This window comes from Streptomyces sp. NPDC088923 (assembly GCF_044749745.1).
In the GTDB taxonomy this organism is placed as follows: domain Bacteria; phylum Actinomycetota; class Actinomycetes; order Streptomycetales; family Streptomycetaceae; genus Streptomyces.
Genome location: NZ_JBIVIO010000005.1, coordinates 1 through 17236 on the forward strand (window position 1 = coordinate 1; position 17236 = coordinate 17236).

The 17236-nt window shown below is 73.7% G+C and carries 12 protein-coding genes and 1 rRNA gene; 10 read left to right on the top strand and 3 right to left on the bottom strand.

The features are described from left to right. The first annotated feature begins 204 nt into the window (after window positions 1-204). From rrf to ACIP4O_RS20345, 3 genes are all read left to right on the top strand, one after another. A 5S ribosomal RNA gene (gene rrf, locus ACIP4O_RS20335) occupies window positions 205-321 on the top strand. A 220-nt stretch (window positions 322-541) separates the two neighbouring features. Next, a complete protein-coding gene (locus ACIP4O_RS20340) occupies window positions 542-1603 on the top strand; it encodes a hypothetical protein (protein WP_401576840.1) in 1062 nt (353 codons plus the stop codon). Then, window positions 1543-2355, top strand: coding sequence for a hypothetical protein (locus tag ACIP4O_RS20345; RefSeq protein ID WP_401576803.1), 813 nt, complete (start codon window positions 1543-1545; stop codon window positions 2353-2355). Before ACIP4O_RS20340 ends, ACIP4O_RS20345 begins: the two co-directional genes overlap by 61 nt. Before the next feature lie 105 nt (window positions 2356-2460). Here ACIP4O_RS20345 and ACIP4O_RS20350 read toward each other — a convergent pair whose 3' ends face one another. Further along, on the bottom strand, window positions 2461-3738 hold the full coding sequence (locus tag ACIP4O_RS20350; RefSeq protein ID WP_401576269.1) for a DUF1015 family protein: 1278 nt from the start codon (window positions 3736-3738) through the stop codon (window positions 2461-2463). A 134-nt stretch (window positions 3739-3872) separates the two neighbouring features. Here ACIP4O_RS20350 and ACIP4O_RS20355 point away from each other — a divergent pair, with 134 nt between their 5' ends. The 6 genes from ACIP4O_RS20355 to ACIP4O_RS20380 all read left to right on the top strand — a co-directional run bounded on the left by ACIP4O_RS20355 (window position 3873) and on the right by ACIP4O_RS20380 (window position 11463). Then, complete coding sequence (locus tag ACIP4O_RS20355) at window positions 3873-4940, top strand: HAD-IIA family hydrolase (protein WP_401576271.1); 1068 nt, start codon at window positions 3873-3875, stop codon at window positions 4938-4940. Between the two features lie 1199 nt (window positions 4941-6139). Continuing rightward, a complete protein-coding gene (locus tag ACIP4O_RS20360; protein WP_401576273.1) occupies window positions 6140-6346 on the top strand; it encodes a hypothetical protein in 207 nt (68 codons plus the stop codon). Window positions 6347-6466: 120 nt separating this feature from the next. Beyond that, window positions 6467-7282, top strand: a complete 816-nt coding sequence (locus ACIP4O_RS20365) for a TlyA family RNA methyltransferase (protein ID WP_401576275.1) — start codon at window positions 6467-6469, stop codon at window positions 7280-7282. Then, on the top strand, window positions 7279-8226 hold the full coding sequence (locus ACIP4O_RS20370; protein WP_401576277.1) for an NAD kinase: 948 nt from the start codon (window positions 7279-7281) through the stop codon (window positions 8224-8226). Before ACIP4O_RS20365 ends, ACIP4O_RS20370 begins: the two co-directional genes overlap by 4 nt. A 204-nt stretch (window positions 8227-8430) precedes the next feature. After that, window positions 8431-10200, top strand: coding sequence for a DNA repair protein RecN (recN, locus tag ACIP4O_RS20375; RefSeq protein ID WP_401576279.1), 1770 nt, complete (start codon window positions 8431-8433; stop codon window positions 10198-10200). A 138-nt stretch (window positions 10201-10338) separates the two neighbouring features. After that, complete coding sequence (locus ACIP4O_RS20380) at window positions 10339-11463, top strand: glycosyltransferase family 4 protein (RefSeq protein WP_401576281.1); 1125 nt, start codon at window positions 10339-10341, stop codon at window positions 11461-11463. A gap of 15 nt (window positions 11464-11478) precedes the next feature. On the opposite strand, the gene ACIP4O_RS20385 is transcribed toward ACIP4O_RS20380, so the two are convergent. Both ACIP4O_RS20385 and ACIP4O_RS20390 read right to left on the bottom strand, forming a co-directional pair. Further along, window positions 11479-13110: a PucR family transcriptional regulator gene (locus tag ACIP4O_RS20385; RefSeq protein WP_401576282.1), complete on the bottom strand. Its 1632-nt coding sequence runs from the start codon at window positions 13108-13110 to the stop codon at window positions 11479-11481. A gap of 118 nt (window positions 13111-13228) precedes the next feature. Beyond that, a complete protein-coding gene (locus ACIP4O_RS20390) occupies window positions 13229-15055 on the bottom strand; it encodes a glycoside hydrolase family 15 protein (RefSeq protein WP_401576284.1) in 1827 nt (608 codons plus the stop codon). Between the two features lie 517 nt (window positions 15056-15572). Here ACIP4O_RS20390 and ACIP4O_RS20395 point away from each other — a divergent pair. Beyond that, entirely contained in the window at window positions 15573-17228 is a 1656-nt protein-coding gene (locus ACIP4O_RS20395; protein ID WP_361331890.1) for a CTP synthase, read from the top strand. Window positions 17229-17236: the final 8 nt, after the last annotated feature.

Sequence of the window (17236 nt, forward strand, 5' to 3'; positions counted from 1 at the left end):
TTGATAGGCCGGATATGGAAGCCCTGTAAGGGGTGGAGTTGACCGGTACTAATAGGCCGAGGGCTTGTCCTCAGTTGCTCGCGTCCACTGTGTTGTTCCCAGACAACGAACAGCGTTGTCGGTTTGAACACCACTTAATTGAAAAGTGTGCTTGTTCGCTGACCCTGTTCAGCTCCGCACCTCGTGCGGAGAGTCTGAAAGGGTTTCGGTGGTCATAGCGTGAGGGAAACGCCCGGTCCCATTCCGAACCCGGAAGCTAAGCCTCAAAGCGCCGATGGTACTGCAAGGGGGACCTTGTGGGAGAGTAGGACGCCGCCGAACAATCTTTGGAGGACCCCCGGTCCCGGCGTACACGCTGGGACCAGGGGTCCTTTCTGTTTTTCGTACACTTTTTCTGTAGGACCACCGCTCGTCAGGTACGCGGTGGCAGCCAGTCCCGAGGAGTTCCGCATGTCCCCCAACCCTTCCGACGAGCGTCCCGAGCGCCGAGGCCGCGACCGGGACGGCGGTGAGCGGGGCGGACAGCGCGGCGGCTTCCGCCGTGACGGCCAGCGCGACGGTCAGCGTGGCGGCGGTTTCCGCCGTGACGACCGTGGCGACCGTCGTGACGACCGTGGCGGTTTCCGCCGCGACGATCGGGGCGAGCGGCGTGACGACCGTGGTGGTTTCCGTCGTGACGACCGGGGTGACCGGCCGGCCTTCCGCCGTGACGACCAGGGCGGACGCCCCCCGTTCCGTCGCGACGACCGCCGTGACGACCGGCCTCCGTTCCGTCGCGACGACCGCCGTGACGACCGGCCTCCGTTCCGTCGCGACGACCGCCGTGACGACCGGCCTCCGTTCCGTCGTGACGACCGTGGCGACCGCCCCGGTTTCCGTCGTGACGACCGCCGTGACGACCGCCCCGGTTTCCGTCGCGATGACCGTGGTGACCGGCGTGACGACCGTGGTGGTTTCCGTCGTGACGACCGGGGTGACCGGCCGGCCTTCCGCCGCGACGACCAGAGCGGACGCCCCCCGTTCCGTCGCGACGACCGCCGTGACGACCGGCCCTCCTTCCGCCGTGACGACCGCGACGCTCCCCGTCGTGACGACCGCCGTGACGACCGCGCTGGGTTCCGACGTGACGACCGAGGCGACCGCCCCGCCTTCCGCCGTGACGACCGGCCTTCGTTCCGCCGTGACGACCGCGACGCCCCGCGTCGTGACGACCGCCGTGACGACCGCGGTGGGTTCCGGCGCGACGACCGTGGCGACCGGCCCTCCTTCCGCCGTGACGACCGTGACGCCCCCCGTCGCGACGACCGACGTGACGACCGTGGCGGTTTCCGTCGCGACGATCGGCCTCGGCGTGATGACCGGGGCGGGTTCCGTGGCGGACGTGACGGGCGGCCCTCCGGCGGGCCTCGGCGGGACGACCGGCGCGACGACCGGCGTGGTGGCGGGTTCCGGGGACGCGACGACCGCGGGGGTCGGGACCGGGACCGTCGTGACGACCGCGGTGGTTACCGCGGGGACCGGGACCGGGAGCCCGTCAAGCGGCTGCCGATCCCCGAGGAGGTCACCGGCTTCGAGATCGACGGCGCGGTGCGCCAGGAGCTGATGAGCCTGCCGAAGACACTCGCCGACGACGTGGCGCGCAACCTCGTCATGGTCGCGCAGCTCATCGACGAGGACCCCGAGAAGGCGTACGGCTACGCGAAGGTCGCCCTGCGGCTCGCCTCGCGCGTCGGCGCCGTCCGCGAGGCGGCCGGCTTCGCCTCGTACGCGACCCAGCGCTACGACGAGGCGCTCAAGGAGTTCCGCACCGCGCGGCGCATGTCGGGCAGCGTGGAGCTGTGGCCTGTCATCGCGGACTGCGAGCGTGGGCTCGGACGGCCCGAGAAGGCCCTTGAGATGGCCGGGGCGCCGGAGGTGCAGAAGCTGGACAAGGCCGGGCAGGTCGAGATGCGGCTCGTCGCCGCCGGGGCCCGTCGCGACCTCGGGCAGCTCGACGCCGCGATCGTGACCCTTCAGAGCCCCGAGCTCGCCTCGAACGGCGTCCACCCCTGGACCGCGCGGCTGCGTTACGCCTACGCCGATGCGCTGCTCGCCGCGGATCGTACCGAAGAGGCCCGCGAATGGTTCGCGAAGGCCGTCGAGTCCGACAAGGACGGCACCACCGACGCCTCCGACCGGCTCGCGGAGCTGGACGGTGTCGAGTTCACGGACGCCTACGAGGAGGAGGAAGCGGAGGCCGGCGAGGAGCCCGGCGCCGCCGAGCACCTCACTGCCGAGGACGCGGAGCCGAAGGACGTACGGCCCGAGGGCGCGCGTGGCGTGGACGACGGGCGCGAGGCGCGGCAGGACGACTGACCGACGCGGTCATTGAGCCACCGGCACGAAAGCGGGCGGTGCGCCCTCGACGAGGGAGCACCGCCCGCTTTCGTCTGTCCGGTGCCGGCCGGAACACCGGATCGCTCAGACCGTCAGATCGCGGAGGACGAGACCCGTCGCCGGTTTCGGGCCGAACGAGGTCGATTTGCGGGGCATCCGCACGCCCTGCCCGGCCAGTTCCCGTACGACCGCCTCGGAGACAGGGTGGAGGAGGACCGCCGTACCGCCCGTGCGCGCGGCCTGTTCGGTGACGGCCGCGGCGTCGTGCAGATAGCTGATCGAGCCGGGGGCGTCCGGTACGTGCCACAAGTGGTCGAGAAGCGTCGTGTGCAGGACGGTCGCGTCCAGGGCACGCCACGCGGGCGGCGGGCCGGCCGGGACGGTGCGTTCGAGGAGGGTGGGTTCGGGGCGGTCGGCGAGGTGGAAGGTGACGCCGTCGGTGAGGAGGAAGGCATTGCCGTCCTCGGCGGCGTCCGCGAGGGCCTGGCGGGCGTGCGGCAGCGGGCCGTCCACCTGGCGTACGCGGAAAGTACCGTCCAGGGCCGCGAGGGCCTCCTTCAGGGGGAGCGCGGGCAGCAGGCGGTGGATCGCGCGTACCCGTAGCGGGAAGCGCGCCGTGTCCACCAGGAGGACGAGACCCTCGTCCCAGGGACCGGGGGAGGGGTGCTGCCGCCTCAGCCGCAGGTACGTGGCCCAGCGGTGGTGTCCGTCGGCGATCAGCGCCTGGCGCTCCGCGAGGTCGGCGCGGACCTCGGCGATCTCGGCCGGGTCCGTCACGGCCCACAGCCGGTGGGCGAAGCCGTCCTCCGTGGTCGTGGCGAGCAGCGGGGCGGTCCGTACGGTCTCCTCGACGACCCGTGCCGCGCCGGGCCCCTCCTCCTCGGGGCCGTGGTACGTGAGAAGGAGCGGTTCCAGGTTCGCGGCCGTCGCGCGGAGGAGGTCGGCCCGTTCGGCCACCACCTCGGGGATGACGTCCTCATGCGGCAGGACGACGCCCTCGGACGGCTCCGAGAGACGCAGCGCGCCGATGACGCCGCGCTGGAGGACGCCGTCGCCGTGTTGCTCGTACACGTAGAGCGCCGGTCGCGCGTCGACGGCGAGGATGCCGTCGGCGAGCCAGGCGCGCAGCGTGCGGGCGGCCTGCTCGTCGCGTACGGCCGGGGAATCCCCCTGCGGGAGGATGAGCCGGACGATGTTGTGCGGATCAGCGTTCTCCAGGTGCAGCAGGCCGTCGGGGCGCACGACGACGTCGTACGGCGGAGAGGTCACGGCCGCGAGCGAGCGCACCCGCTCGGCGACGTAGCGCACGCCGCGGAAGGGCGACAGGTGCAGTCCGTTCTGCTCGGGCCCCGGAGAAGTCATCCGTGCATCGTATGCGCGAAGCGGCGGCGGACGCCGGGCGGTGCGTGCGGTGCGGGGTGAGCACATCGGGGATGATCGGGAAGACGGATGATCGTGCAATCGCGCAGACGACGCCGAGCGAGGAGTGCCGCAACATGACCGAGGATGTCCGAACCGCGACCGGAGCGAGTAAGGAACGGCTCGACGCGGTGTACGACACGGCGCTGCTCGACCTGGACGGGGTCGTCTACACCGGCGGCGAGGCCGTGGCGCACGCCGTCGACTCGCTCGCCACCGCGCGCGAGGGCGGGATGCACCTCGCGTACGTCACCAACAACGCGCTGCGCCCGCCGTCGGCGGTGGCGGCGCACCTCAGTGAGCTGGGCGTTCCGGCGGACGCCTCGGACGTCATCACGTCCGCGCAGGCCGTCGCGCGGCTCATCGCGGACGAGCAGCCGGAGGGCTCGCGTGTGCTGCTCATCGGGGGCGAGGGGCTGCGGCAGGCGCTCGTCGAACGCGGCCTCGTGCCCGTCGACTCGGCGGACGACGAGCCCGCGGCGGTCGCGCAGGGGTACGGAGGGCCCGACTTCCCCTGGTCGCGGTTCGCGGAGGCGGGGTACGCGGTGCGGGCGGGGGTGCCGTGGTACGCCTCGAACACCGACCTCACGATTCCGAGCGGACGCGGGATCGCGCCGGGCAACGGGGCGGCCGTCGAGGTGGTGCGGATCGCCTCGGGCGGGGAGCCCAAGGTCGCCGGCAAGCCGCTCCCCCCGATGCACCGGGAAACGATTCTGCGGACCGGGGCGAAGCGACCGCTCGTCGTGGGGGACCGACTGGACACGGACATCGAGGGCGCGCACGCGGGAGGCGTGGACTCGCTGCTCGTACTGACCGGAGTGACGGACGCGGCGGCGTTGCTGCGGGCGGTGCCGGAGCAACGGCCGACGTATGTGGGACGTGACCTGCGGGAGTTGCTGGTGGGACACGGGGCGCCGCGCGCGGAGGGCGACGGCGCGTGGGTGTGCGGCGGGGCGCGGGCGCGCGTCAGGGACGGGCGGCTGGTGCTGGAGAAGGACAGGGCGGGTTCGGGCCAGGGGGCGAGCGCGGGGGACGGCGCGATGCTCGACGGGCTGCGGGTGTTGTGCGCGGCGGCGTGGACCGCGGGGGGAGAGCGCGGCTTCGAGGGGGAGATCGCGGGGGCGGTGAAGGCGCTGGAGGCGTAGGGGGCGCTTGAGGCCGAAGGGGGGCGCTTGGGGGGGGAGGAAGGGGTGCGGGGGCGCTTTTGGGTGGGGGAGGGGCGTGAGGGGCGCTGCTGGGTGGGGGGCTGAGAGTGGGAGGCGTGGGGGAGATCGCGGGGGGTGACGGGGGTTGTGTGGGAGGGGGTTGTGGATGCGGCTGGGGTTGCGTGAATTCCTTTCACTCTGAAGAGTGAGCGGATTTTTGAGTTGGGCGGAGTTATCCACAGATTTGTTGAGCGGGGGGTGGGGCGGGGTGGGGGTGCGAAAGACTGGTGTTGGGGCTGCCCCCCGGGTGGGTGGGGGTGCGTCCACTGGGCAGGTGGGGGTGTGTCCACGGGGCGGCCTGGGGGTGGGGCCGTCTGCGGGGAGGGGCTGCCCCCCGCGTGCTGGTTGGCGCTCCGTGGCTGCTTCCGCTTACCAGCTGCGCTCCTCAGCAGTTCGGGTCCGACGTCGGTCCCCGCCCGGCGGCTGTCCCGCTCGATGCTGGTCCTTGCCCGGCAGTGGTCGCGGTCGCAGGAGGGGCGCCCGGCCGGCACCGGTCGCGGCCCTGACGGCGGTTCGGGCCCCTTCGGCGGGGTAGCGTCGGCGGCATGAGCGACGAGAAACCGGCGGTGGGGGGAGCCACTCCCGGGAGCGAGGGCAGCGCCTCGGCAGAGGCCGGGGCTTCCGGTGGCGGGAGCTTCGCCGCTGCCGTGGAGGCTTTCGCACGTGCGGTGGTCTCGGGCGATCCCGCACCGGCGGACCAGCCGGGACGGCACAGGCCCGCCCCCCATGCTTCGCCGGGCCAGCCGGGCCAGCCCGGGCCCGCCCCCGACGCTTCGCCGGATCAGCCCGACCAGCCCAACCAGCCCGGCCAGCCCGACCAGCCCGACCAGCCCGGCCCCGTACCTCCCGCACCGGTCGATCAGCCCGAGCGGGCGGGAGCGCCGGATGAGCCCGTACGCCGGTCCATGGGCGAGGAAGTCCCCGCGTCCGGCCTCGCCGGTGGGCCCGGCGGGCCCGCGCCCGCCAGGGATGACGTGGGCGTCCCGTCCCCCAGTGACCCCCGGGCCGCCGTCCCGTCCCCCAGTGACCCCCGGGCCGCCGTCCCGTCTCCCAGCGCGCTCCCTGCGGGCCTCCCGTCTCCCGATGCCCCGCAGGCCCCCGTCCCGTCTGCCGGTGAGTCGGCCCCGGCCCATGGGCAGGTGGACGACGCGCCCCGGCCGCTCGGAGTCGTACGGGTCGAGAGCGGGGACGGCCGGGTGGACGGTCTGCTCGGGCGGCTCGCGGATCTGGACGAGTTGCCCGTGGCCGAGCACCAGGGTGTGTACGAGGAGACCCACGAGGGGCTGCGGGCCGTTCTCACCGCACTCGACGTGGCGCAGGGGCCGCCCCCTCCGTCCGTGCGCTGACCGTGGCGGGGGCTCTTGTCGGACCCGCGCCGTAGCATGCCCTCAAGGCGCGTGACCTGCATCGCCACGCGTGCCCCGGCATCCCGTGCCGATGATGACCAGCAAGGAGCTGAACCGAACGTGGCAGGAGTGGCCCGCCGCCGCCTCGACGCCGAACTCGTCCGTCGCAAACTCGCCCGCTCGCGGGAGCACGCCAGCCAGCTCATCGCAGCCGGGCGGGTCAGCGTCGGCGGCGCGCTCGCGCTGAAACCGGCCACGCAGGTCGAGACGAGCGCCCCCGTCGTCGTCACCCCCGACGAGGACGATCCCGACTACGTCTCGCGGGGCGGGCACAAGCTCGCCGGGGCCCTTGAGGCGTTCGTGCCGCGCGGCTTGCGGGTCGAAGGACGGCGCGCGCTCGACGCGGGCGCGTCCACCGGGGGCTTCACCGATGTGCTGTTGCGCGCGGGCGTCGCTCAGGTCGTCGCCGTCGATGTCGGGTACGGGCAGCTCGCCTGGTCCCTCCAGAGCGATCCCCGCGTCGTCGTCAAGGACCGCACCAACGTGCGCGAGCTGAGCCTCGACCTCATCGACGGCGAACCCGTCGGCCTCGTCGTCGGGGATCTCTCCTTCATCCCGCTCGGCCTCGTGCTGCCCGCTCTCGTCCGCTGCTGCGCCCCCGACGCCGATCTCGTGCTCATGGTCAAGCCGCAGTTCGAGGTGGGCAGGGAGCGGCTCGGCAGCGGAGGTGTCGTACGCAGCCCCGAGCTGCGCGCCGAGGCCGTCCGGCACGTCGCCGCGCAGGCGGACGGGCAGGGGCTCGGCGTGGTCGGTGTCACCGCGAGCCCCCTGCCAGGACCCTCGGGGAACGTCGAGTACTTTCTTTGGCTGCGTGCCGGGGCTCCCCCGCTCGACCCGGCCGACGTCGACCGAGCGGTTGCGGAAGGACCCCGATGACCGAGACCGCCAAGCCCGCCCACACCGTCCAGCCCGGTGAGGGCCCCCGCAGCGTCTTCCTCCTCGCCCACACCGGGCGCCCCGCCGCGATCCGCAGTGCCGAACTCGTCGTCCAGGGCCTCCTGCGCTGCGGCCTCGGCGTCCGGGTCCTGGAGGAGGAGGCGTCCGACCTGCCACTGCCCGAGACCCCGCAGGTCGAGCTGATCCAGGAGGCCACGCCCGAGGCGCTCGACGGCTGCGAACTCCTCGTCGTCCTCGGCGGCGACGGCACCCTGCTGCGCGGCGCCGAACTCGCCCGCGCCTCCGGCGTCCCCATGCTCGGCGTCAACCTCGGCCGCGTCGGCTTCCTCGCGGAAGCCGAGCGCGACGACCTCGACCGCGTCGTCGACCGCGTCGTCACCCGCGCCTACGACGTCGAGGAGCGCATGACCCTCGACGTCCTCGTGCACAGCGGCGGCAGGCTCGTGCACACCGACTGGGCGCTCAACGAGGCCGCCGTGCAGAAGATCTCCCCCGAGCGCATGCTCGAAGTCGTCCTGGAGATCGACGGCCGCCCCGTCACGGGCTTCGGCTGCGACGGCATCGTCTGCGCGACCCCCACCGGGTCCACCGCCTACGCCTTCTCCGCCGGAGGCCCCGTCGTCTGGCCCGAGGTCGAGGCGCTGCTCATGGTGCCCATCAGCGCCCACGCCCTCTTCGCCAAACCCCTCGTCACCTCGCCCTCCTCGATACTGGCCGTCGAGGTGCAGGAGGGCGGTTCGCCGAGCGGGGTCCTGTGGTGCGACGGACGGCGCACCGTGTCGCTGCCCCCGGGGGCGCGCGTCGAGGTGCGGCGCGGCGCCGTCCCGGTCCGCCTCGCCCGGCTCCACCACGCCTCCTTCACCGACCGGCTCGTCGCCAAGTTCGCCCTGCCCGTCTCCGGCTGGCGCGGCGCGCCCGCCTGAGCCGCGAAGAGCGGGGAGGTCACCGGGGGGCCAGGGGCCGGGGAAGCGCGGCCGGGCCGCCGGTTCGTCGCACGGCCGCGTGTCGCTCGTACGCTCGTACGGGGGACACCCGACCCCGCGCCACCGCGCCGCGGCGGCCGTGCGCACACCCTCACTCGTGTCAACCGGCCGGGGTGACGTCGCCCGGGAGGAAGAAAACCTCGTATGGTCATGTGCGTGTTGGAGGAGATGCGGATACGGTCGCTCGGCGTCATCGACGACGCGGTGGTGGAGCTGTCACCCGGCTTCACGGCCGTGACAGGTGAGACCGGCGCGGGCAAGACGATGGTGGTCACGAGCCTCGGGCTGCTGCTCGGGGGGCGTGCCGACGCGGCGCTCGTACGGATCGGGGCGAAGTCGGCCGTCGTCGAGGGCAGACTCACGCTGCCACCCGGCTCCGCCGTGGCGCGGCGGATCGAGGAGGCCGGCGCCGAACTCGACGAGGACGCGCTGCTCATCAGCCGTACCGTCTCCGCCGAGGGCCGCTCGCGCGCCCACCTCGGGGGCCGCTCCGTGCCCAACGGCATGCTCGCCGAACTCGCCGACGAACTCGTCGCCGTGCACGGCCAGACCGACCAGCAGGGACTGCTCAAGCCCGCCCGGCAGCGCGCCGCGCTCGACCGGTACGCGGGCGAGGCCGTCGCCGCCCCGCTCGCCGCGTACCGCACCGCCTACCGCGGTCTGCGCACCGTCGCGGGCGAGCTCGCCGAGCTGACCACGCGCGCCAGGGAACGCGCCCAGGAGGCCGACCTGCTGCGCTTCGGTCTCGACGAGATCGCCGCCGTCGAGCCGCTCCCCGGCGAGGACGCAGAACTCGCCGCCGAGGCCGAGCGGCTCGGCAACGCCGAAACCCTGCGCGCCGCGGCCGCCGGGGCGCACACCTCGCTCGTCGGCAACCCCGAGGACCCCGAGTCCATCGAGGCCACCTCGCTCGTCGCCGGGGCGCAGCGCGCCCTCGACAGCGCGGGCGCCCACGACCCGGCCCTCGCCAAGCTCGCCGGACGCCTCGGTGAGATCGGCATCCTCCTCACCGACGTCGCCGGCGAACTCGCCGGGTACGCCGACGACCTGGACGCCGACCCGCTCAGGCTCGCCGCCGTCGAGGACCGCCGTGCCGCGCTCGCACAGCTCACCCGCAAGTACGGGCCCGACAGCGACGCCGTCCTGGAGTGGGCCCGCACCTCCGCCGAACGGCTCGGCGAACTCGAAGGCGACGACGAACGCATCACCGAACTCGCCGCCGAACGCGAACGGCTCGCCGCCGCACTCGCCGCTCTCGCCGCCGAGCTGACCCGCGCCCGTACCGAGGCCGCCGAGCGCTTCGCCGAGGCCGTCACCGCGGAACTCGCCTCGCTCGCCATGCCGCACGCCCGCGTCAGCTTCGCCGTCTCCGCGACCGAGGTCGACGAGGAGAGCGAGGGCCTCGTCCTCGACGGGCGGCGCCTCGCCTACGGCCCGTACGGGGTCGACGAGGTCGAACTGCTCCTCGCCCCGCACCCCGGCGCCGCCCCCCGGCCCATCGCCAAGGGCGCCTCGGGCGGTGAACTCTCCCGCGTCATGCTCGCCGTCGAGGTCGTCTTCGCCGGGACCGACCCCGTGCCCACCTACCTCTTCGACGAGGTCGACGCCGGGGTCGGCGGCAAGGCGGCCGTCGAGATCGGGCGGCGGCTCGCGCGACTCGCGCGCGGTGCGCAGGTCGTCGTCGTCACCCACCTGCCGCAGGTCGCCGCCTTCGCCGACCGGCAGCTTCTCGTCGAGAAGACGCACGACGGCAGCGTCACCAGCTCCGGCGTCAAGGTCCTCGAGGGCGAGGCGCGCGTGCGGGAGCTGTCGCGGATGCTCGCCGGGCAGGAGGACTCGGAGACGGCCAGGGCGCACGCGGAGGAGCTGCTCGCCACGGCGCGCGGGGACCGGGACGGTGACACCCAGGGGTGACCGCCGCGCGGGAGCGGGCCTCTCGTGGCCGATACCGGTCCGTGGAGGGCACACCGGTCCCGGCACAGCTGGCATCCTGTCAGGCAGCAACGTCCGGGGACCCATTCGCCGAGCAGCCGAGCAGGAGCGCCAGCCACCGTGAGCAGTCCGTCGAGCGCGTCGAGCCGAGCAGGGCACCCTCCGCTGCGCACGGTGCAGGTACTCGGCGGGGGCAGCGCGGGCAGCGGTGCGCACGTGCGCTCGCTCGCCGCCGGGCTCGCCGCGCGCGGGGTACGGGTCACCGTCTGCGCGCCCCACCCGCTGGAGACCGCCTACGACTTCACCTCCGTCGGCGCCCGCCACATCCACATCCCGCGCAGCGGCGACCCCGTCTCGCTCGCCGCGCTCCGCACCGTCTGCGCCGACGCCGACCTCGTCCACGCGCACGGCCTGCACGCCGGGCTGCGCACCGCGCTCGCCCTCGCCGGACGCCGCGTCCCGCTCGTCGTCACCTGGCACACCCGCGGCCACGCCGAAGGCACCCGCGCGCACGCCCGGCGCCTCCTGGAGCGCCGCGTCGCCCGCGCGGCGACCGTCCTCCTCGCCACCTCCTGCGACCTCGTCGACCGGGCCCGCGCCCGCGGCGCGCGCGACGCCCGCCTCGCCCCCGTCGCCCTGCCGCCCCCGCCGCCCGCGCACGCCCCCGCCGCGCAGAAGACGCGCGCCGACATCGGCGCGGTCGAGCGGCCCCTCGTCCTCGCGGCGGGTTCCCTCGTACGGCACCGGGGGTACGGGGCGCTGCTCGACGCGGCGCGCGCGTGGCGGGCGCTCGACCCCGTACCGCTGCTCGCCGTCGCGGGCGAGGGACCGCTGCGCGGCGAACTCCAGGCGAGGATCGAGGCGGAGGACCTCCCCGTGCGGCTGCTCGGCGGCCGCGACGACCTGCCCGCGCTGCTCGCGGCGACCGATGTCGCGGTGCTGCCGAGCCGCTGGGAGGCGCGCGCCCTCTTCGCGCAGGAGGCGCTGAGCCTCGGCGTGCCGCTCGTGGCCTCGGCGGTCGGCGGCATCCCCGAACTCGTCGGCGACGCCGCCGAACTCGTGCCGTACGGCGACGTGCCCGCCCTCGCCGCGCGCGTCGCGGCCCTCCTCGCCGATCCCGTCCGGCGCGCGGAGCTGGGCCGCGCGGGGCGGCGGCAGGCGGCCGGCTGGCCGACCGAGGACGCGACGGTCGCGCAGGTCCTCAGCGTGTACGACGAACTGACACACCCCGAGCCGCTGTTCTGAGCCCGCGGCCCCCGGTCACGCGTGCCGCCTGGCCCGCAGCGCCAGGCTCAGCGAGAGCACCGTGTGCGGGTCGTCGAGGTCGGTGCCGAGGAGCTCACCGATCCGCGCGAGGCGGTTGTAGAGGGTCTGGCGGTTGAGGTGCAGGGCGCGCGCCGTCTCCGCCTTGCGGCCCGCGTGGTCGAGGAACGTCTCCAGGGTCGGCAGGAGCGGGGGCCGGGCCGTGCGGTCGTGGCGCAGGAGCGGGCCGAGTGCCCGCTCGACGAAGGCCGCGAGGTCCGGATGGCCGCGCAGCCGCCACAGCAGCAGGTCGATGTCGAGACGCCGCGCGTCCCACCACGGGCGCGGGTCCAGGCCGGGGGCCGCGTCCGCCGCGCGCGCCGCGTGGCCCAGCCCCGCTGCCGCCGCCGCCCAGCCCCCCGCCGGGCCCACCACGACCACCGGCTCCGGCGCCCCCGGCCGCAGCAGCCCGGCCCGCTCCGTACCCGCCCGCAAAGCGGCGGCGGCACGGTCCGCGAGCCCCGGGCGCTCCGCCTCCTCGCGCAGCCCGAGCAGCAGCGGCACCCGCCCCTCCACCGGCCGCACGCCGAGCAGCACGGGCACGCCGAGCCCGCTCAACTCCTCGTGCACGGCCCGTACGAGCTGCCCCCAGCCACCGCCCGGCGCGAGCGCGCCCGTCGTCTCGGGGAGCTTCATCACGAGCGGAAGGAGCAGCCCGGTGGCCGGTCTGAAGCCGAGCACGGCCGCACGCGCGGGCGCGTCCTCGGGGGTGGTACGTGCCTGGGCGAGGTCCGTGAGGAAGTCGCCCCTGCCGAGCGCCGCCAGCTCGTCCTCCTGCCGCGCCTGCATGAGCACCACGGCGAGGATGCCGGCGACCCGTTCCACCGCGAGCCGGTGCGCGGGCCGCACCGGGCCCGCCACCGGGAGCAGGACCAGCCGGGCCCGTACCGCCTCCGGCGCTCCGGGCGCCGCGCCCGCCACGTCCACGAGCACCGAACCCGCGGGCGGGCCCTCCGCGCGGGCCGCCCTGCTGCCCCGCAGCCGCTCCCACACCGGCAGCGCCTCGCTCTCGCCCGGGCCGCCCCACGCCCCGTACAGCAGGCTGCCGCCCGCCGTCTCCAGGAAGATCGGGTTGCCGCCGAACTCCGCGAGCGTGGCGAGGACCTGGGGCACGCCCCCGCCACCGAGCACCGCCTCGGTGCAGCGCCTGTGCACCTCCTCGGCCTGGCGCAGGAGGGCGTAGTGCCCGTTGACGATCTCGGTGTGGATCTCCTCGGTCACCGCGACGAAAGCGACCTCGCGGTGCAGCTGGACGAGCGGGAGACCGGCCGCGCGAGCGGTCTCGACGAGGGCCGCGGGCAGGCGCGCGAAGCGCGGGCCGAGTTCGACGACGAGCGCCGCGATACCGCGCTCGGCGAGCCGCCGGACGAAGGCGCGCTGCTCGGCGGGACGGTCGCCGAGCCCGAGCCCCGTGGTGAGCAGCAGTTCGCCGCCCTTGAGCAGCGAGGCGATGTTCGGGACCTCGCCCGCGTGCACCCACCGCACCGTGCGGTCGAGCCGCTCCGCGCAGGCCAGCACCTCCGGCAGCCCGCCGCGCAGCCCCGGCAGCTCCAGTGCCCGCCGTACCGTGATCCCGCCCTGACTCTCCACGCGCGGACGCTACCGCGCCGAACGCGGACCCGTCACCCGCCCGTCGACCGAGGTCACGGCACACGAGGGGCCCCGGACCGAACGGTCCGGGGCCCCTCGCCCGCGGCGGGCGCGCCGCTCAGCCCCCGTACGCCCCGCTCGCCGTCAGCCGCAGGGCCGTGTCGATGAGGGGGACGTGGCTGAATGCCTGCGGGAAGTTGCCGACCTGCCGGCCGCGGACCGGGTCCCACTCCTCCGCGAGGAGGCCGAGGTCGTTGCGCAGGGACAGCAGGCGCTCGAAGAGCTTGCGGGCCTCGTCGACGCGGCCGATCATCGCGAGGTCGTCCGCCATCCAGAACGAGCAGGCGAGGAACGCGCCCTCGTCGCCCGCGAGCCCGTCCACGCCCTCGTCGTCGCCCGAGGTCGGGTAGCGCATGATGAAGCCGTCCTTCGTGGACAGCTCGCGCTGGATCGCCTCGATCGTGCCGATGACGCGCTTGTCGTCGGGCGGCAGGAAGCCCATCTGCGGGATGAGCAGCAGCGAGGCGTCCAGCTCCCGGGAGCCGTACGACTGCGTGAACGTGTTCCGCTCGGGGTCGTAGCCCTTCTCGCACACGTCCCGGTGGATGTCGTCCCGCAGCTCCTTCCACCGCTCCAGCGGGCCGTCCGCGTCCCCGGACTCGATGAGCTTGATCGTGCGGTCCACCGCGACCCACGCCATGACCTTGGAGTGCACGAAGTGGCGGCGCGGGCCGCGCACCTCCCAGATGCCCTCGTCCGGCTCCGACCAGTGGTGCTCCAGGTACTGGATGAGCTTGAGCTGGAGCAGCGAGGCGTAGTCGTTGCGGGCCAGGCCCGTCATGTGCGCGAGGTGCAGGGCCTCGGTGACCTCGCCGTAGACGTCGAGCTGGAGCTGCCCGGCGGCGCCGTTGCCGACCCGTACGGGCGTCGAGCCCTCGTAGCCGGGCAGCCAGTCCAGCTCGCTCTCGCCGAGTTCCCGCTCGCCCGCGATCCCGTACATGATCTGGAGGTTCTCCGGGTCGCCGCCGACCGCGCGCAGCAGCCACTCGCGCCAGGCGCGGGCCTCGTCGCGGTACCCGGTGCGCAGCAGCGAGGAGAGCGTGATCGCCGCGTCACGCAGCCACGTGAAGCGGTAGTCCCAGTTGCGGACCCCGCCGATCTCCTCGGGCAACGACGTCGTCGGCGCGGCGACGATCCCGCCGGTCGGCGCGTACGTGAGCGCCTTCAGCGTGATGAGCGAGCGGATCACGGCCTCGCGGTAGGGGCCGTGGTACGTGCACTGCTCGACCCACTCCTGCCAGAACTCCTCGGTCGCGGCCAAGGCCTCGTACGGCCTCGGCAGCGCGGGCGGGGCCAGGTGGCTCGCCTGCCAGGAGATGACGAAGTACACCTTGTCGCCGGGGCCGACGGTGAAGTCGGAGTACGTCGTGAGGTCCTTGCCGTATGTCTCCGCGTCGGTGTCGAGCCACACCGAGTCAGGGCCGGAGACGGCGACCGTGCGCTCGTCGACCCGGTGCACCCATGGCGTGATCCGCCCGTAGCTGAACCGCATGCGCAGGCTGGAGCGCATCGGCACCCGGCCGCTGAGCCCCTCCACGATGCGGATGAGCTGGGGGGCCTCCTCGCGCGGGCCCATGAAATCGGTCACGCGCACACTGCCGCGCGGGGTGTCCCACTCGGACTCCAGGATCAGGGAATCCCCCCGGTACGTTCTGCGGTCGGCGTCGGGCGGCGGGGTACCCGGGGCGAACGCCGGTCCCAGCCGCCAGAATCCGTGCTCCTCGGTCCCGAGGAGCCCCGCGAAGATCGCCTGCGAATCGAAGCGGGGCAGGCACAGCCAGTCGACCGTGCCGTCCCGGCAGACCAGTGCGGCGGTCTGCAAGTCTCCGATGAGTGCGTAATCCTCGATGCGCCCGGCCACGTGCATCTCCAGTCGAACGGCCACGGCACGCCCCTTCGCGGGGCACCATGCGCTGCGGTCATAGGGTGAGCCGCCGGGCCGCTGTTCCAGGGTGGGCGGGGGGATTCTTCTGGCCTCCCCCCGTCGCCCACCTCCACCCCCTGTGGGAAGCGCTTGCGCGGTCCAGTTTCTTCGAGCCCGGCGGCGGATGTCCGAGCAGGATACGACGCCCCGTGGTGATCCGTGCGACCGTCGGGACACGGCGGTAGGGCCGAATGGGTGAGGCTTGTGTTGTGGCGCGGTAAAAGCCGGGCGCGTTGGACGTGCCCGGTACTCGCGCATACACGCAGCGTGGAGGGTCTGCCCTCGTACGGGCCCGGCGAAACCCGCGCCGCCGGAAGGCTCCGCCGACGCTGATACCCTGGTAGCCCGTGGACCGGTGGGCCCTTTACGGACCGTGAGACCCCCGCCCGCAGCGACGGACCTTCCCACCGGCTCATCGAGCCGGCTCGGAATTCCGGTCCGCACTCCAGACCGCGACCACGGGAGCCCCCTCTTGGCCATGCCGAACCGCACCTCGTCCACGACGACCAAGCACATCTTCGTCACCGGGGGTGTCGCCTCCTCACTCGGCAAGGGCCTCACCGCCTCCAGCCTGGGGGCGCTCCTGAAGGCGCGCGGTCTGCGGGTGACGATGCAGAAGCTCGACCCCTACCTCAACGTGGACCCGGGGACGATGAACCCCTTCCAGCACGGTGAGGTCTTCGTCACCAACGACGGCGCCGAGACGGACCTCGACATCGGCCACTACGAGCGATTCCTCGATGTCGACCTCGACGGCTCCGCGAACGTCACCACGGGCCAGGTCTACTCGCAGGTCATCGCCAAGGAGCGGCGCGGCGAGTACCTCGGTGACACCGTGCAGGTCATCCCGCACATCACCAACGAGATCAAGGGCCGCATCCGGCGCCTCGCGAGCGACGACGTCGACGTCGTCATCACCGAGGTCGGCGGCACCGTCGGCGACATCGAGTCGCTGCCCTTCCTGGAGACCGTCCGCCAGGTGCGGCACGAGGTCGGCCGCGACAACGTCTTCGTCGTGCACATCTCGCTGCTGCCCTACATCGGCCCTTCCGGCGAGCTGAAGACCAAGCCGACCCAGCACTCGGTGGCCGCGCTGCGCAACATCGGCGTCCAGCCCGACGCGATCGTGCTGCGCGCCGACCGCGAGGTGCCGCTGTCGATCAAGCGCAAGGTCTCGCTCATGTGCGACGTCGACGAGACCGCCGTCGTCGCCTGCCCCGACGCCAAGTCGATCTACGACATCCCGAAGGTCCTGCACGGCGAGGGCCTCGACGCCTACGTCGTCCGCAAGCTCGACCTGCCCTTCCGCGACGTCGACTGGACGACGTGGGAGGACCTCCTCGACCGCGTCCACAACCCGGACCACGAGGTCACGGTCGCGCTCGTCGGCAAGTACATCGACCTGCCCGACGCCTATCTCTCGGTCACCGAGGCGCTGCGCGCGGGCGGCTTCGCCAACCGTGCCCGCGTCAAGGTCAAGTGGGTCACCTCCGACGACTGCAAGACCCCCGCCGGAGCGGCGGCACAGCTCGGCGACTGCGACGCGATCTGCATCCCCGGCGGCTTCGGCGACCGCGGCGTCGTCGGCAAGGTCGGCGCGATCACGTACGCACGCGAGCACAAGGTCCCGCTCCTCGGGCTCTGCCTCGGTCTCCAGTGCATCGTCATCGAGGCCGCCCGCAACCTCGCGGGCATCGAGGACGCCAACTCCACCGAGTTCGACCCGGCGACCGGGCACCCGGTCATCTCCACGATGGCCGAGCAGCTCGACATCGTCGCCGGTGAGGGCGACATGGGCGGCACGATGCGGCTCGGCATGTACCCGGCGAAGCTCGCCGAGGGCTCCATCGCCCGCGAGGTCTACGACGGCCGCGAGTACGTCGAGGAGCGCCACCGCCACCGCTACGAGGTCAACAACGCCTACCGCACGGAGCTGGAGAAGAAGGCCGGCATCGTCTTCTCGGGCACCTCGCCGGACGGCAAGCTCGTCGAGTACGTCGAGTACCCGCGCGAGACGCACCCCTACCTCATCGCGACCCAGGCCCACCCCGAGCTGCGCTCCCGCCCGACCCGCCCCCACCCGCTCTTCGCGGGCCTGGTGAAGGCGGCCGTGGAGCGGCAGCGGAAGGCCTGAGCGGCACC

Excerpts from the sequence above, each read along its gene's own strand:
- recN (WP_401576279.1), top strand. The coding sequence starts at position 8,431 with ATGGTCATGTGCGTGTTGGAGGAGATGCGGATACGGTCGCTCGGCGTC.
- ACIP4O_RS20395 (WP_361331890.1), top strand. The coding sequence starts at position 15,573 with ATGCCGAACCGCACCTCGTCCACGACGACCAAGCACATCTTCGTCACC.
- ACIP4O_RS20355 (WP_401576271.1), top strand. The coding sequence starts at position 3,873 with ATGACCGAGGATGTCCGAACCGCGACCGGAGCGAGTAAGGAACGGCTC.
- ACIP4O_RS20370 (WP_401576277.1), top strand. The coding sequence starts at position 7,279 with ATGACCGAGACCGCCAAGCCCGCCCACACCGTCCAGCCCGGTGAGGGC.
- ACIP4O_RS20350 (WP_401576269.1), bottom strand. The coding sequence starts at position 3,738 with ATGACTTCTCCGGGGCCCGAGCAGAACGGACTGCACCTGTCGCCCTTC.